At 56.2% G+C, this 17,087-nt stretch carries 11 protein-coding genes and 1 tRNA gene; 7 read left to right on the top strand and 5 right to left on the bottom strand.

What is annotated here, in order from left to right:
* Window positions 1–1,041 precede the first annotated feature (1,041 nt).
* Window positions 1,042–1,302: a hypothetical protein gene (locus tag CIT39_RS07930; RefSeq protein ID WP_148667290.1), complete on the bottom strand. Its 261-nt coding sequence runs from the start codon at window positions 1,300–1,302 to the stop codon at window positions 1,042–1,044.
* 75 nt (window positions 1,303–1,377) lie between these two features.
* Window positions 1,378–1,692: a hypothetical protein gene (locus CIT39_RS07925; RefSeq protein WP_140477501.1), complete on the bottom strand. Its 315-nt coding sequence runs from the start codon at window positions 1,690–1,692 to the stop codon at window positions 1,378–1,380.
* Between the two features lie 469 nt (window positions 1,693–2,161).
* Here CIT39_RS07925 and CIT39_RS07920 point away from each other — a divergent pair, with 469 nt between their 5' ends.
* Window positions 2,162–2,992: a glycosyltransferase family 2 protein gene (locus tag CIT39_RS07920; protein ID WP_094972808.1), complete on the top strand. Its 831-nt coding sequence runs from the start codon at window positions 2,162–2,164 to the stop codon at window positions 2,990–2,992.
* Between the two features lie 12 nt (window positions 2,993–3,004).
* Window positions 3,005–4,120: a GNAT family N-acetyltransferase gene (locus tag CIT39_RS07915; protein ID WP_094972807.1), complete on the top strand. Its 1,116-nt coding sequence runs from the start codon at window positions 3,005–3,007 to the stop codon at window positions 4,118–4,120.
* 131 nt (window positions 4,121–4,251) lie between these two features.
* Here the strand turns inward: CIT39_RS07915 and CIT39_RS07910 are convergent, their stop codons facing one another.
* Complete coding sequence (locus tag CIT39_RS07910; protein WP_094972806.1) at window positions 4,252–4,965, bottom strand: hypothetical protein; 714 nt, start codon at window positions 4,963–4,965, stop codon at window positions 4,252–4,254.
* Window positions 4,966–5,260: 295 nt separating this feature from the next.
* Here CIT39_RS07910 and CIT39_RS07905 point away from each other — a divergent pair, with 295 nt between their 5' ends.
* Entirely contained in the window at window positions 5,261–5,569 is a 309-nt protein-coding gene (locus CIT39_RS07905) for a hypothetical protein (RefSeq protein WP_148667289.1), read from the top strand.
* A gap of 747 nt (window positions 5,570–6,316) precedes the next feature.
* On the opposite strand, the gene CIT39_RS07900 is transcribed toward CIT39_RS07905, so the two are convergent.
* The gene (locus CIT39_RS07900; RefSeq protein ID WP_094972804.1) at window positions 6,317–7,780 is read right to left on the bottom strand and encodes an oligosaccharide flippase family protein; all 1,464 of its coding nucleotides are present in this window, start codon (window positions 7,778–7,780) and stop codon (window positions 6,317–6,319) included.
* Between the two features lie 309 nt (window positions 7,781–8,089).
* On the opposite strand from CIT39_RS07900, the gene CIT39_RS07895 reads away from it, so the two are divergent.
* The 4 genes from CIT39_RS07895 to CIT39_RS07880 are packed head-to-tail and all read left to right on the top strand — an operon-like array spanning window position 8,090 to window position 16,274.
* Complete coding sequence (locus tag CIT39_RS07895; protein ID WP_094972803.1) at window positions 8,090–14,410, top strand: non-ribosomal peptide synthetase; 6,321 nt, start codon at window positions 8,090–8,092, stop codon at window positions 14,408–14,410.
* A 12-nt stretch (window positions 14,411–14,422) separates the two neighbouring features.
* The gene (locus CIT39_RS07890) at window positions 14,423–15,193 is read left to right on the top strand and encodes an alpha/beta fold hydrolase (RefSeq protein ID WP_094972802.1); all 771 of its coding nucleotides are present in this window, start codon (window positions 14,423–14,425) and stop codon (window positions 15,191–15,193) included.
* Entirely contained in the window at window positions 15,181–15,369 is a 189-nt protein-coding gene (locus tag CIT39_RS07885) for a hypothetical protein (RefSeq protein WP_094972801.1), read from the top strand. Before CIT39_RS07890 ends, CIT39_RS07885 begins: the two co-directional genes overlap by 13 nt.
* The gene (locus CIT39_RS07880; protein WP_094972800.1) at window positions 15,357–16,274 is read left to right on the top strand and encodes an alpha/beta fold hydrolase; all 918 of its coding nucleotides are present in this window, start codon (window positions 15,357–15,359) and stop codon (window positions 16,272–16,274) included. The genes CIT39_RS07885 and CIT39_RS07880 overlap by 13 nt, the downstream gene beginning before the upstream one ends.
* Window positions 16,275–16,634: 360 nt before the next feature.
* On the opposite strand, the gene CIT39_RS07875 is transcribed toward CIT39_RS07880, so the two are convergent.
* Window positions 16,635–16,709: transfer RNA gene (locus CIT39_RS07875), tRNA-Thr, on the bottom strand.
* Window positions 16,710–17,087 lie beyond the last annotated feature (378 nt).

The raw sequence follows: 17,087 nt of genomic DNA, 5'->3' as shown, positions 1-17,087 counted from the left end.
CGACGCAAAGATCGAAACCGTCGCGATCAACCGACATTTTTTGCGTGCTGATAGGTCTTCGCACGCTTTGCTCTGCGCCTGTCCATTGCGGAACTCCATTTTATGAATGCCCATTGCGGATTCAAATGATGGCCTGTTCCCGTTAACAGCGATCGGGTTGGCAAATGCCTAACTGGCTCCCGTTGGCCGATCTTCGTGGTTTAGAAATGACAAACCAAAACCCGAAGTCCCTTGATCAGACAAGACTCACTGACCGCGCGAGGCGATACCAATGGAAGCGAGTTTCAGCTTGCGTTGCGTGTCAGATGACGCGTTCGCGCTGGAGGCGCACGCCTCAACGCGTGCGGCGACGAAGCGACACAAGGCTGCGCAGCCGGTCGCCGAGCTGCAACCTTGACATGCAGGCTAACGCGAAACGATCGATCCAGTTGGGTCATTTATTTCGGGAGACAGACAACCGCGGCAAATGACAAGCTTCTGATTCAGCCTTTCATCTGCGGCTCGATTCGAAGCGTCAAAAGCAGCGACCCACTCCTTGGAATATCGCCTAAGCTTGGAAAGGTTTTGATCAGAAGGATCAGCTTCCGCAGCAATCTGCTGCGCGTCTATAGCCCGGGCTCTTGCGCTGCCGATATCACCGTGTCGGCGAGGAATGCGGCCCTGATCGGGCGCTGGCGCCAAGCCATCCCAGTTCGAGACTGCACGTACAGAATGAGGACTGAAGCTTCCTGACTCCCTACAACATCCCCAGAGGGACAAGGCTGCGGCTAGCACGAAGACGAAACGCCTGGCCATCGTGGACCCCGGGAACGGTCATTGGTGGAACGAATTAATTCATCCCAAAGTATAGTTAATATTTCATTAGCTGCGATTTGATGCTCGGCACGGCCAAATTGAGTGCGAGCAAACGCCTTCGCGAGGGATACCTAATCGAAGCATCGCTCGCGGCACCCGGCCCAAGCCCGTGCGAACCAGTCTGGCAACGCAGGCAGCGGTTTTTCGCAGGGACTTGCCGGCCAAATCACCAACTCGCAGCCGAACCTAAAGTCCATTGATCTCGTCAGCCGTGAGATTACCTGGCGACAGCATTGTAGTCGCGGTCTTGCTTGGCGTCATTGGAGAAGGAATCTCTGCTTCCTTCAATGCATTGGTCGTACTCACCATCTTGAAACCATCCGGAAACTCGACAAGGCAGGCGTACAGTGTTCCGACCGCCAGTACGCGGCAACGCTGCCCTTGCCGGCCCTTATAGGCCCAGCGGTAGACATAAGGAAAATCGAAGAAGCGATCGCTATCTGTCATAAACTCCCCATCTACGGGGCGAGCTTTATGCCTGCCCCACACATGGGCGCGCTCAAACTACCCAACCCAATTAACTCAGTTACAGAACAGATTATTTCCAAAACGCTGGCAGGAGCGACCATTGCTGAAAACGGTCGTATTCCCATACGACTGCGCCGTCGCGCCATTGTCGAAGTACGTGTTGTTGCCATAGGTCTGGAAGGTCGTCCCATTGCTGTTGTAGGACGTGCTTCCAAAGCGCCGGGAGACGTCTCCATCGCTCCAGTTCGTGGTGCCCCCGTTGCGTCCGCTCGAGAGCTCGCTCTGCCCGCACGGATAATAACCTTGCTGGCAGTTCTGCGCGTAAGCTGCCGATGTAGTCATGAAGAGCAGAACAAGAACCAGTCGCATAATTGCCTCCTCGCAGTACACTAATCCTACACTTTTTTGCAGAACTTGCCAGTCGGGACCGGCTTGTCACCTCTGCGCAACTTCTTTCCTCAGGGAGGCGGACGAGGGCCTCCCTGGCCCCTGGAATTAACTTCATCGTCTAATTGTCGTGGCCAAGCCCGCGAGCAAGGTGCAAGACCAATGACATCCTAGCCGACGCAGGTCGAGGGCGACGAGCACGGGACCAGAATCTGCGAGCTTCGGAGAGATCCGGTCTGCCTCAACTGGGTCTAGGCCCCCGCTCGGCAAATGGTCGAGCATGCTTCGCGCAATTCAGCTTCGCGCGGTTCTTGGGTCCGGCTGCCTTGCACCTCGAGTATCGAGCATTAACCCATGAAGGCAAATTTGAGCCTATAAAGCAGCTCTCGATCATGATACTAATCCGTATTTCAATGTGTGCTTTTTCATATTTCTCAAATTCTGGTGATGAATGGTGAAATCCGTCGATTTCACGGTCGTCATTCCTACGTTCCGGCGCCCGACGGAGCTCCGCGAGGCCATCTCCAGCGTGCTCGCGCAGGTCGAAGTCGAGATCGAAATTGTCGTCGTTGATGATAGCCCCGAGCAGTCTGCGGCGTCGGTCGTCTCAAGCCTTTCCGATCCGCGAGTATCTTATTTGGCGAATCCCAAGCCCACTGGCGGCTTTCCCAGTGCGGTGAGAAACCTCGGCTGGCCCCGCGGCCGCGGAGACTTCGTGCACTTTCTCGATGATGACGACATTATTCCGGCCGGGCACTATGCCGCTGTCAAGGCAACCTTTGAGAAGCATCCGAACGTAGGTGTTGTTTTTTGCCGAATTGATCCATTCGGCAGCTGTTCAGCGACCCAGCTGCAGCGCGAAAAAGAGTACTTTGAGAAAGCGGCCGCGCTCGCCAACTTCTGTCAACGTCTTCACTCGCGACGGGCTTTTGCGGCTTGTCTGATGTTTCATTGGGCCTTGATGGTATGCAGCGCGGGTATCATGCGTCGCCAATGCGTTGAACAACTCGAGGGGTTTGATCCTCACCTCCGCCTTCGCGAGGACGTCGATCTGTATTCGAGAGCGATGCGGCAATTTGACGTGTGCTTTCTCGATAGAGTTGGACTTAAATATCGCATCGGAAGCCCCTCGCTCATGCACGCCCCCGAACTCACCCAATCGGATCTCGACGATCTTCGCGCGGCTCAATCCCGGACCAACGCAAGGTATAAGTCGACGTGGGGCCGCCTTGAATTTTACGTAATGAAGCTATTTGCTCGTTCGGTATTAAAGTTTGTGTGAGCTAACAATTTCATGACGAAAACACCGCTAATTGTCAGCAGAGTATCGCTTTCGGAGGCGTTCGGCCCGCTGCGGCAAGAGTGGGAGCGCCTTGACTGCAGTTTGGAACCTCGAACCCCGTTTACTTCGCCAATATGGAACGAACTTTGGTGGAAGCACTTCGCACGTTCTGGACTGCTGAGGCGTGACGAGTTTTTCTTGCACCAGGTCCGGGAGGAGGACGGCGAACTCGTTGCGGTCGCTCCGTTGATGCGGACGTTCGAGCCAGGCTTTGGCCCGATCCGTATGTGCAAGGTTCAGTTCTTTGGCACCGATCCGAGTCTCACCGAAGTCCGTGGTATAGTATGTAAGGCTGAACGACAAAAAGACGCGCTACATTCTCTTGCAAAGCACTTCAGTGAACGGGAACAAGATTGGGACTTGTTGAAGTGGAGTGGCATCCATTCGAGTTCAATTGACCAACTTCCCAGCCATCAGCTAAGAACCGAACGTCTACTCCCTGACTATATCGTCGATTTGCCCGACCGCTGGGGAGACCTTCACGCAACACTTTCCAACAACACCCGCAAGAGCATCCGGAAGGGATACGAGTTCCTTGATCGCGATGGACACAAGCCATCGCTTCGCTTGGCGGAGGACTCGAACATCGATGAAAATCTGAGCCGCTTCTTTCGTCTTCACCAGGCTCGGTCGTCCGCAGCCGACATGAGGCAGCATCGCGACAACTTTCAGACAAGCCAGAGCCGCAAGTTTTTGAATGAAGTCATCAACGCGCTTGGATCACGCGGTCTCGTTCGCTTCTTCGAGCTCGAAGTCAACGGAGCTGTTGTTGCATCGCGGATCGCCTTTGTCCTCGATAGAGACTTATATCTCTACTTCTCTGGTTTCGACCCTGCCTGGAAGAAATACGGAGTAATGACGACTCTCGTCGTTGAAATCATGAAATGGTCGATTGAGCACGGTTTCCGGCGGCTCAATCTCTCGACGGGCAAAGATCAATCGAAGTTGCGCTGGCTTCCCGCTGAAATCGTCCTTCATGACATCGTTCAGTCAACAACATCGGTGCGCAGCCAGCTCGCCGCAAAATCTGAAATTTGGCGACGGGGTGCCCTCAAGGTGCTGCCATAAGGGTCGACGTAAACGCGCGTCACATCGACAATGCCTTCGCCGCCGGCGAGCACTCGCCGCGTTTGACGCCCGGGGCCAATCGTCCTTTTTCGACTTCCGGCCGCGACATCGGTGCTTGACCGGCTACAACATCACCGGCTGCTCAGTTCGGGCGGAGCACCAAAGGTATCCACGACCTTTTTGTCAACGAGCAGTTTGTCAAACAATTTCCTGAGACTGTCTTCGTCATCAAGGTCGGGCGTTTCAGGATCAGATGCACCGACGGCAATATCTGCAGCCAGCGGTTCATCGCGGTCGCAATGCAATACGCGCGGTTGGACTGACATCTCGCCTTCGTCTGCCCTGGCCGACCAAACCTGCGGTGTTTCCTCAATCGCAGCCTCGCGGATGGGGTCATGATAGTGGGTCCCAAAGTCGGATTGCCCTGCCAGCGCCTCGCTCAATGACTTGTCGGCGCTGATAATCATCTCAAGTATGATGGGCAGAAAGTCCTTCCTGTCGAATACTGTGTACACGGTGGCCAATTGGTCGACATATCTCCGTCCAAATCCTGCAAGGATCGTGGCGATCCTTTCAAGATCAGGGTCTGCGTCCATCAGCAGCTGCCAACTCTGTTCTTGCTGCGGGTCCTCACCCCTTTGTGTCGGAGTGGGTGAGCCACCAATAAAGGGATCCGTCAGAGCCGACGTTGCTGCCAGCTGAATTTCCCGTGCTCTTTTTCGTCTATCTGCGATCAGGAAGCAGATAAGTCCGCAGCCCATCAGCACGAAGCCCGACGCAGCCCAAGCGACTGAAATACATAGTAAAACTCCAGCGACCAGGAGCGCTCCGCCAGCGATATACATTTTCAAATCATCCAATTTAAATAATTAAATATATTATGGGCATGCGAAGCAACGCAACCTCGTTTGAAACAAACCGGGAACTACCTGAGCGCTGGAATTGGAGTTTTCGCCTGAGCTTCGGAGGGCGATTCCGCCACACGGATCGGCCCACGACACCAAGGGCCGGGACAGGCAAGCCTCGATCAATCAAGAAAACAGAAAGACAAATCGCGGAGTCTGCTAAACTGCGGTAATATGCCAAATTGGGCCACCGTTGCCGCGTTCACCTACTCATCTCATCAGGAAAGGGGATTTGATGAACAATTCAGCCGCCCGTTTGGCCGGAATTGTAGCCATTATCGTGCTCGCTCTAACGGCCTCCGCAGACGCGAAGGGACGGCGAGCGAGCAATTACGGGGGGACCTTTGCTTATTCTTGGGGCCCTAACTACACCAACTTCAATCATCCGGTTTATGCGAGCTGCCCGATCGTCGGTGAACGCCTTAGCTATCCGACCGTCATGACCGCCACATTCTTCAATGAGGCGGTCGTAAGTCCCTTCGGTTCCTGGAGCTACCGTGCAGTTGCGCGCGATGTTCCCAACCGCTGGTGCTCGGCGAAATAGACAAACATGTCGCGGCCTACTTTGTAGGGTATGTGAACTTAGGATTGGCCCCACTCAACGTAGGTTGACCGACGAAATTCACCTCATGCACGCACTACGCCTCAAGACGGAACGCATCCCCTGCGTTTTATTTTGAACGGAACAAGAGCCGGGAACACGGCTACAACCACTCATTGAGGAAGCCAAGAATCTCAATTAGACTTGCTCGACTCCCGCTCCGGTACGCAGTTCCCAGCCCCGTAGTTCCCGCAATTTCGCGACGCTGGCGGAACTCAACGTTAATAAGTTTGAACCAATTTTGCATCCGACCGTTAGTCGACTGTTTAGCGTTCATCGCGCCTAGAAGTCGCCAGATTTGGGTTCCACGATTCATCGTGGGGTGGTGGATGAGTCTTGCTGGTATTCGTTACCGAATGCTGGCGGGCGGTCGGTGCGCCATGCGGGCTCGTTTCGAGGGGAACCGAATGTCAGTCATATGGCTTCTGCTTTTGTTCGTGAGTGCGTTGCTGACCGCTGCGCTCGCGTTGGCGATTTATGCCAGTGCGATGATTGCTCGCCCCGTGTCGGGCCGTAAGCAGCAAGTGACCATATTGTCTGGCGACGAACCCAGCGTAGCGAAACCGGACCCCCGGCCGACTCGGTTTCTACATCGCGCTATTCACCGCGCTTGAATCGACCCAGCTGATGCGAGTTGTGCATCTCGGATGCGGGTTGCGCATCTCGATGAGTCGTAACAGCACATTCCATCTAGCTTGTTCGACTTAGCCGTCCTTCAAGGCTCCGTTTCAACATCATTGCTGCACGGACCAGTTCGTGACGAATTGGATGTCGCGTGAGGGCCAAGCCGACGCTCCATCCCGAGGCTGCCAGCAATACACTGAGCACCCCCACTTCCATCGATAAGCCTTCCGACCCGCCGTGCGTCATGAGTAAATAGATTGGCCCGAGCGCGCTGAAGATTGCAAGAGCAGCACTCTTTCGGAGCGCCACGAACAGTTCAGCCCAGCCGAAGGGCAAATACTGGCGAACCACAGCAATGGCGATCAAGGCCCTCAGGGGCACTACGCCGACCAGGCACCACGCGATCGCTAAGAGGCCATGACCTGCGCCAAAGGCAACGGCTGCGATATTAAGCATGGCCTGCCCAGCTACCAGAAGCGGTAAAGATCTGACTGCTCCCAGCGCGACGAGCACTGGGTACTGGAGAGTCCAGGCGAACGAGAGAGCCGCGCCAACGCAGAGGACTGACACAAGTGGCGCCACCTCGAGCCATTGAGGTCCAAGCAGCAACCTGACCAACGGCGCCGCGAGAACGCCCAGCACGATCAAGCACGGCCAATGTGCCGCAGTGATCAATTCAAGCGCATTAAGATAGATTGTCTTCGTGTCGGACTTTTCACGCGCGCTTCTCGAAAAGACCGGGAGCGCAACTGCGCCGACGCCCGCAAGTATCACGCGCTCTGGAAACGCGGATAGCAGGACCGCCCGCTGCGCGATTCCCACGCTCGCGGAGTCCAGCGCCCTTCCGATGACGAGATAGGCAGCATACTCGCCAACCGCTGCAATGAGGGCCGCCGCGCTATCAAAGGTTCCAAATCCCAGCACTCCGCGCCATTCGCCCAACGACGGAAGATATATCGAGCGATCTGGCAGAAGAGAAAAGCAAAGAACACTTCCCACAACCGCGGACGCAACAGTCGCCCAAGCCAGCGAAATGTAACCGAAGCCAAGTTTCGCCAAGCATATGCCCGTGAGCCCGCCGACGACGGACATCGATGTGTTCACCAAGGCAAAGGACCCAAAGGCCATCTCGCGGCTCATGAGCGCAAAAGCCGGAAAAATGAAGGGACCGAGAAGATATCCGATAGCCGCTACCTCAATGTAGGGGCCGACCTCCGGCAGCCCGTAAAGATAAGCTATCGGCGTGGCTGCAAAGTACAGGCAAAACGATATCGCGATCGACACAAGAGCACTCGTCGTGATGCTCGTACGGATCTTCTTGAGGGTTAACTCCTTCTGCTGAACCAGATAGGCGCCTCCGCCCAGTTCACGCAGCGCCTCCGCGATGACAAAAGCCGAGCTGCCGAGAACTGAAACGCCAAAGGCGGCAGGTCCGATCAGTCTTGCGACGACAATTGCGACCGCGACATTGATTAACGTAACGATGTATCGTCCGAACGTAGCCCACAGGAAGGCCCGCCTCACGCGCATCTGGAGCTCTCCATGGAACCTGCGGGCCTCGTCCCCCTTTTCAGGGCGCCCCGTTCAAGCTGTTCGGTGGCGGAGCACCAGTCGCGCTGTTAAGTATCCGGCGGCAAAGTGACACACCCGAAATCACACTTTCGCGCCTTGAACAAATCGCGCTCCGGTTCCCCGTTGGGCGCTTTGTTAATCCTATACACGTGATATTGGCGTCGCGGTAGATTATTCCAGTATTATGAAATCTGTGGTATCGCAACAGCATAGCTGCGAAGTGATTGAGGACGGTAAATTTCGGACCGGCCGGGAGCAGATTTTCCCTTGGACTTTGATAATTCAAACTTTGAAAATTCAGAACTACTGCCTCTAACGCAAGGTCAGCTGGGCATTTGGCTGGCTCAGGCGCTAGACCGGAGCGACCCTGCATTCAACATCGGCGAATGCATCGAACTTTGCCATGCCGTTGACGAGAACGCCTTCGAACGAGCGGTGCGATCGACCGTGCAAGAGGCCGATGCGTTAAGTGTGCGCGTGATCGAGACTGATGCTGGTCCAAGACAGTACGCAGGAAGCAACGATGATTGGATCATGCACCATCTCGACTTCCGCAAGGAGGCCGATGCGCACGCTGCTGCCGAGGCATGGATGCGGGCCGACATGGCGCGGCCCTTTGAATTGTCCGAAGGCCCGTTGTTTCGTTTTGCGCTGCTTCGAATCGAAGCCGATCACTACTTTTGGTATGCAGTAAATCATCACATAGCGAACGATGGAGCTGGTTGGGCACTCGTCGTTCGCAGAGTCTTCGAACTGTACAATGGGTTCGTGAGTGGTCGGGAGCTTCTCTCCAACAAGGTCGGGCCGTTCAACGACCTTTTGGAAGCCGAACTGACCTACCAGGGATCGGCCCTGCGCGCGCGGGATCACGACTATTGGCTCGGCGTCCTCAAGGATCCGCCAGCTCCCGTAACCCTATCCACGCGACGTTTACCTCCCGGCCCGGACGTCAATCAAATCACGGGCCGAATCCCGTTGTCCTCCAATCTGGAGGTCTTGGGACGGAAGCACGGGGCAGGCATACCTTGTGTCTTGATGGCAGCAACGGCGCTTTATCTCTGCCGCATGACGGGACAAAGTGATCTTGTCTTGGGAATGCAGGTCGGCGGCCGGCTGGGGCCTCGACCAAGACGCGCCGTTGGCCTAGCTACGAATATCATTCCCGTCCGGCTGTCCATCGACCTGGATGAGAGTTTCGACTCACTACTGGGCCGGACGGCACGCGCCCTGCGCGAGGCTTATCGGCATCAACTCTATCGCGCCGAAGATTTGCGGCGTGACCTGGGCTTATCCCCCAGTCAGCCGAATATCTACTCGGCCTTCGTAAACTACACTCCGCTGGATCAAAGCGTGGAACTTGCTGGGCGCAGGATTCGTCGTCGGCCACTTGGAAATTGGCGCGTAGAAGACATCCAGCTTGTCTACTATGGTGACGATAACGAGACCGGCTATCGCTTCGACATCGTAGCCAATTCCGTCCGGTATTCCTCGCGTGAGCTCGAAGCACATCGTGACCGGTGGGTTATGCTCCTGAACGAATGTGCCGTGAAGCCGGAGACGATCTGTGGCCGCGTCGACATTGTGTCAGCCACTGAACGCGAATGCGTCGTTCGCCAATTCAACTCGTCTAAGAGATCTTACGACGACCGCTTGATCCACGAGTTCTTTGAGGAGCGGGTCAAGACAGTCCCAACCGCCACAGCGCTGTCTATTGGCGACGCTTCCTTGACTTACGAGCAACTGAATTGTCGCGCGAACCGGCTGGCCCATTTTCTCCGCTCACGCGGTGCCGGGCCAGGAACGCTGATCCCCGCTTGCTTCGAACGATCCGCCGAGATGGTGATCGCCTTGTTGGGGATTCTGAAGTGTGGCGCAGCATATGTCCCGATCGATCCCACGCTTCCTAAAGATCGAATTGCAGCGATGCTCGCCGACGTAGCGCCATCCATCTTACTGAGCATACAGGCCTTGCGCGCGGGTCTTCCTGCGTCAACGGCCGAGATCGTGCTACTTGATGGACATGCCGACGACATCGCCCGGTTTTCTGGCGAGAATATGAACTCCCGGGAAGTTGGACTGAATCAACGTTCCCTGGCTTACGTGATGTACACCTCGGGCTCTACGGGCGCTCCAAAGGGGGCCATGAACGAGCATCGCGGCGTCGCAAACCGGCTTCAATGGATGCAAGACGAGTATCGTCTCACTGGCGATGATGCTGTATTGCAGAAGACCCCCTTCGGATTCGACGTATCAGTTTGGGAGTTCTTTTGGCCCCTGTTTGCAGGGGCCAGGCTTGTGATGGCTGAACCATTAGGCCACCTGGATGCAGATTATCTGAAGCGGGTCATTCGAGAGACAACGGTCACTACGATCTATTTCGTCCCGTCGATGCTGGCGACGTTCCTCGAGGGCCCCGGTCTCGAGGACTGCAAATCGCTGCGCCGCGTGATCTGCAGCGGCGAGGAGCTGTCGGCCAGCCTGGCCCAACGATGCCTCGCTGCACTGCCATGGGTGAAGCTGTACAATTTATACGGCCCAACGGAAGCCGCCATCGATGTCACCCATTGGGATTGCAGCGAAACCGAGTTGGCAGGGATTGTACCTATTGGTCGCCCGATCGCGAACCTCCAGCTTTACATTCTCGATCGATTTATGCAGCCGGTGCCGCTCGGAGCTACCGGCGAAATCTACATTGGGGGCACCGGCGTCGGTCGTGGCTATTTGAACAATGAGCAATTGACCGGCGAGAGATTCGTACCGGATCCTTTCGATCATTCGGTTTCGAGGGCGCGTCTTTATAAGACCGGCGATCTCGGTCGTTGGCGTGAAGATGGTGCGATCGAGTTCCTTGGTCGCAATGACCTCCAGGTCAAAATTCGCGGTGTCCGAATTGAATTGCCTGAGATCGAGCTCACTTTGGCGCGCATCCCGGGGATCGGACAGGTGGCTGTTGTCGTACGTGAGGATCAGACTGCGCAACCGCAGCTGATTGCCTACTACACGGACGTTCATCCAGAGCAAGGACCGCGCCTGCAGACGATCCGGGATGTCCTCTCGCGCACACTACCTCAACCAATGCATCCGACTGCTTTCGTGCGATTGGCTGCAATGCCGCTCAACGCGAACGGAAAACTGGACCGGAAATCGCTTGCCGCAAGGGAATGGCCCGGAGAATCTCGATCTCACGAATCAAGTGTTCCGCCGCAGGGGGCCACCGAGCAAGCTCTCTACGACATTTGGCGGGAGGTTCTAAGGACCGACCTGTTTGGCAGACTCGACGACTTTTTTGACCTCGGCGGACATTCGTTGCTGGCGACGCAGGTTGCTTCGCGGATAACTCGCGTTTTCGGCGTCGAGTTGCCCCTGCAGGCCGTTTTTGAGGCGCGGACCCTCGCGGCCTTGAGCCTCCGCATCGACGATGCACTTCAGGCGGTCGAGAGGTCTGCGATCAGACCTCAGATCGAGCCCTCATCCGAGAAAACTGATGCCCTCTCATATTCGCAGCGGCGCATGTGGGTCATCCAGTCGCTCGATCCGACCAACACAGCCTACAATCTGAGTGGCGCGATCCGGCTCCTTGGGCGATTGGATGTTCGCGCGTTTTCCGGCGCTCTGGATGAGTTGCGCCAGCGACATGAGAACCTCCGGACTATCTATTTCGAGGAGGATGGCGAAGTCCGACCGCAGATTCAGCCGTGGCAGCCTGAAGAGCTTGTGGTCACCGATCTGCGCTCATTCGGAATTGGAGCCCTCACAGAGGCGCTGCAGAGAGCTCAGGCAGAGGCGAGATTGCCCATTGATCTTGCCCGAGGACCGGTTATGCGTGCGACGCTCTTTCGAGTTGCTGACAACGAGCACCTGTTGCAACTGACACTCCATCACATTGCGGGCGATCAATGGTCGGTGGGGATTATCGGCCGCGAACTTGCAGTCGCATATAACGCTCTTCGCGCAGGCCGGCCCGTCGGCCTCGAACCGATAGCGCTTCACTATAGGGATTATGCCCAGTGGCAGCACCGACACCAAACTGAACATCAGACACGTGGCCAGCTTGAATACTGGCTGAAAAAGCTGAATGAGCTCCCCGCACTGGAGTTGCCCATTGATTTCCCCCGCCCTAAGGTGCGTGGGCTCAACGGGGCCAGTCACGTCTTGCCGATCGACCCGTCGCTCCTTTCCAAGCTCGATCAATTGAGCAGGAACGAGGGCGGCACGCTGTTCATGACCATGCTCGCAGCATTTGCTGTTCAACTGTTCCGCCTGACGGGGCAGACCGATTTTGCGATCGGTGCACCGATCGCAAACCGGACGCATAGCGACATGGAAAACATGGTCGGTACGTTCGTCAATACGCTGGCGCTGCGCGTCGATCTCGGCAGGACTCCGCGCTTTCTAGACTTTCTAAAGCGAGTACGTGCAACGGCCTTGGATGCATATGCGCGTCAGGACGTTCCCTTCGACAGGCTCGTTCAGGAAGTACATCAGGCACGAGACAACAGCAGAGCGCCACTGGTACAGGTGATGTTCAACATGCTGAATGCGCCATTCTACGGCGTCACATTCGACGAATTGAAATGGGAGCCCGCCATCATAGACAGAGGCGGCGCGCAGTTCGAATTAAGCGTATCGATTGACGCGCAGCTGTCGCATACGGTGACCTTTGAGTACAATACCGACTTGTTCGAGCCGGATACGGTCAAGCGCTTCGCCGCCCAATATCTGCAGATACTGGAAGGCATCGTCGATGATCCGGCCCTGAGCATCGCTTCGATCTCGATGCTGCCGTCGGACGAAAAGCAGCTGCTCCTGCGCGAATGGAACGCCCCCTCGGCATCCGCCAGTCCTTCCCATTTCTTGACCATGTTCCGGCGCCAGGTCGAGCGGCAACCAGATGCCACGGCGATATCCTTCAAGGGCCAAACAATTAGCTACGCCGCTCTCGACGAGCGGGCCAACACAATAGCGCGCTCGCTTCAAAACCTGGGCATCAGATCCGGTTCTGGTGTCGCACTGTGTATGACGCGATCGATTGAGCTGATCGTTGTACTGCTTGGAATACAAAAGGCAGGCGCCCATTACGTTCCTCTCGATCCGTCCTTCCCGGCAAAGCGTCTCGCATACATGTTGGACGACAGCGGCTGCCGTGTAGTTGTGTCTGACGATCGATCGAAGGAGCGGCTAGAGGCGCCGGCCAGTGTCCGTATCGTTGTATACGAGGACCTCGTCTCCGCCGGCGAGGCGGCAGATATTGGGGCAGATCACGAACCCTCTTTGTCGGGCATTGCATATATCATCTACACTTCTGGCTCGACGGGGCAGCCAAAGGGCGTTGCCATTTCGAACCGATCGCTTTCGAACTTCCTGGTCTCCATGTCCCACACTCCCGGCCTCACTCGGGATGACGTTTTGTTGGCCGTAACGACGATCTCGTTTGATATCGCTGGCCTCGAACTTTACCTGCCGCTAAGCGTCGGCGCCCGAATTGAATTGGCGTCCGCCGAGGCGGCCTCCGACGGAACTGCGCTGTCACGCCTCATTGCCGAAAGTGAAGCTACAGTGCTACAGGCAACACCTGCGACCTGGCGCATGCTGATTGAGAGCGGCTGGGATGGAAGCAAAGGGCTCAAGGCGCTTTGTGGCGGCGAGGGTCTTTCTCGCGATCTCGCTGATGCGCTGCTCTTACGTGTCAGTGAACTCTGGAATCTATATGGCCCGACCGAGACGACCATCTGGTCGACAGTGATGAGAATCCAGCCCGGTGAAGCGGCTATTTCAATCGGGCGTCCAATAGACAATACACGCATTTACATCGTTGATCGCGAAGGTGCGTTGGCGCCGATTGGCATTCCAGGCGAAATCCTTATAGCAGGGGAAGGCGTAGCCGTTGGATACCACCATCGGCCGGAATTGACGGCCGACCGCTTCGTCCCCGATCGCTTCGCCAATGATCGCAACGAGAGGGTTTACAGGACGGGTGATCTGGGTAAATGGAGCTCCTCTGGCGAACTCTTCCATCTCGGCCGGATTGACAGCCAAATCAAGGTTCGTGGCTTTCGGATCGAAACCGGCGAAATTGAACTTACTTTGCGGAAGCATCCTGCCGTGACGGAAGCGGTCGTTGTGGCGCGCGAACTAACGGCGGATGACAACCGTCTGATCGCCTATGTTGTCTGCCGGGACGAGGAGCCAACTGCCAGCGAGTTGCGAGGCCATTTACGGACGTATCTCCCGGACTATATGATCCCCGCTCTCATTGTGAACGTTGATAGCGTGCCTATGACACCGAACGGAAAGATCGATCGTAAAGCTTTGCCGGATCCGTTCGCTGTTGGCGCGCACGCGACCGAGGAGCGCGCCGCGCCGGCTTCAGAAGCAGAGAAGCTGATAGCCGACATTTGGCATGATTTACTCAAGGCAAGGAGCATCCATGCAGATGATAATTTTTTCGAACTGGGTGGTCACTCGCTCCTGGCAGTGAGAATGGTGGGCATCATCAGGCAGCGCACTGGACTGGCGCTAGATCCGCGAACGCTGTACTTCAAAACTCTGCGACAGATCGCCGAGGTCGTCGCTCGTAAGACTGCTTAGCCAGTTCAGTCGATGTTACCGTTTTTCTTCGGATCAAAACAGCGGCGGCTCTTCGGGGCATATGAGCCGGCAGTGCGCAGTGCAGGCGCTGGGGCGGTGCTGCTCTGCGGCTCTTGGGGAATGGAGTATACGAACGCCCACCGAGCAATGCGGATTCTCTCCAGACGCCTGTGCGCGGCCGGCTTTGACACGCTGAGGTTCGACTATTTTGGCACTGGAGATTCCGGCGGGGAGACAGTCGACGCTGAACTTGGTGGCTGGAAGGACGACATATTGACAGCGCTGAGAGAATTGAAGGAGCTAAGCGGCAGGGCGCGTATCGTCATCGTCGGCATGCGCCTTGGCGCCACTCTTGCCGTCGAACTGGCGCCTCGCCTCGCTGCCGACGTCGAAAGCATGGTCCTGTGGGAGCCAATCATATCCGGCTCCCAATACGTAAAAGAATTGCGGGATTGGCGGAGCGGCCATCATATGAGGGCTTTTGATTTGGCGATGAGTGGCGCATCAGACACCGCGGCGTCTGAATTGAGTGGCCTCCTCGTGTCATCATCCTTTGTTCAAGGGCTCACCTCCATCGATCTGCGTTCGCAGGAGATAACCCCCGCCCCGAGGGTCTTGACGATCTTCAGCGAGACCCAGAACCCTGACTTCAAGATCCGGAGCATGTCGAACGACAGCGAAACTGTAACCTTGAAGGCGTCCTCCCCCTGGAAAGATTCCGCCGAGCAGGAAGAGGGCTTGCCAGTTGAGATATTTGAACGGATCACCGAGTGGCTGCGATAGAGCACGAAATCGTCGAACGGGTTGCGCAATTCGGTCCTGACTTCAAGATCCGGAGCATGTCGAACGACAGCGAAACTGTAACCTTGAAGGCGTCCTCCCCCTGGAAAGATTCCGCCGAGCAGGAAGAGGGCTTGCCAGTTGAGATATTTGAACGGATCACCGAGTGGCTGCGATAGAGCACGAAATCGTCGAACGGGTTGCGCAATTCGGTCCGGATAAGAGTCTCGTCGGAATCGTCGTAAATCCTGCCGCGCCGGTTGTTGAAAGCGATTTAGCGGTCGTCATCCTCAACACCGGGACGATTCATCGCGTCGGCCATCATCGGATGTACGTGTCGATGTCACGGAAGCTTGCGCGGGCCGGCGTCACGGTTCTGCGGTTCGACTTCTCCGGCCTTGGGGATAGCTCGCCGCACTCGTCCGAACAACCGCTGCTCCAGTCCAATTTCGAAGACATTGGAGCGGCCCTGGACTGGCTGCAGACAACGCGTCGAATTCAGCGGGTCGTTCTGGTCGGCCTGTGTTCCGGGGCCGATCATGCGATCTTATATGGTTTTTCAGATCAGCGGGTCGTCGGACTGGTATTGATCGATCCTTACATCCCTCCGACCACTCGTTATTTCATCGACTACTTCTATCGCCGTCTGCGCGACGTCCGGAGCTGGAAAGATTTCCGTCTGCACAAGAGCAAGCTCATTCGGCGCATCGTCGAACGGGTACTTCGTAGAGAGGGGGGCCCCCAGCATCTTGTGTATCAAGGATTTGACGCGCAGGCCTCGCTTGAGAAGGTCTATGGAGTTACCGCCGAGGCAGGGATAAGGCTCCTGGTTGTTTGTACCGGCCGTCACCATGCGCCTCGTCAAACCTACCGCGAACAATTCATCAACGCCTTTCCCAAGGTGTCTTTCGGTGCATCACTGCAGTTGGAATTTTTTCAGGATGCTGATCACACCTTCAGCTCCATGAAGCCGAGAGACGAACTCGACGAGCTGCTCGCACGATGGTGCGAAACCACGACGTTTCAACGCTCGCAATTTCAGCCGACGTCCAAGATCGATGTCGCAGACCTCTGGTCCGCCTGAAACAAAGCTGGGTTGGCGTCTCTGGCGCGCGGAGACCACCGCTTCTTCGACGCTTCGCAATGGTTCACTCGACTGGTCAAATGAGTACGTTTCCCGCGGACAAGCGGCCACGGCGCGTCAGAATGACGACCAATCCACTCTTCAGAAAGATTGTGGCTGTCGTAATCGCTTAGGCGAGCCAGAACGCCATCCAGGGCCAGCCCTTGAGCGGGTGGCTTATAGGGCGATTTGAAGTCATTGACGTGCTCGAGCACGAATTCGGAAATGAGGATGTCGGGAAGCTAATCAAGAGCGACGCGCCGGACACAAGCTAACGACCCGGGGCCAGTATAGCGGCCACCCAACTGGTCTGAGCGAAACTGGTGCCGGTTGAAGAGACTTGAACTCCCGACCTCCGTCATACGATGACGGCGCTCTACCCTGAGCTAAACCGGCTAGAGAAAAAACACTAAAGCAATAACACGCATTCAAACAGAGCTAAGACAGAAGAGAGTTAATTGGCTTCCTGATCATCGAAAGACTCGTGGTTTGAAGCAATTTTGTTTCCCTGGCACGACATTCCGGGATTTAGGTGCTGCGCTGCCCCGGGTTGCGAGTTTGACGTCGACTGGCCGATCTCAAGCCGGCGCCTGAGCGCATCGTTTCGGCCGCACGAACCCGCTCCCGGAGCTCCCGCAACTCATCGATCTGCTGTGTCATCCATTGCATCCTTTGGCGCAAAGCCTGGACGGAAATGCCGTCGGAGCAATTCATGATTAACTCCACTTTACTTGATGAAATAAAATAATAAAGAGTAAACTGGTCGACCAACGA

The organism is Bradyrhizobium symbiodeficiens, assembly GCF_002266465.3.
Lineage (GTDB): Bacteria > Pseudomonadota > Alphaproteobacteria > Rhizobiales > Xanthobacteraceae > Bradyrhizobium > Bradyrhizobium symbiodeficiens.
The sequence above is the reverse complement of the archived record's forward strand: the minus strand, read 5'-3'. Positions and strand labels throughout refer to the sequence as shown.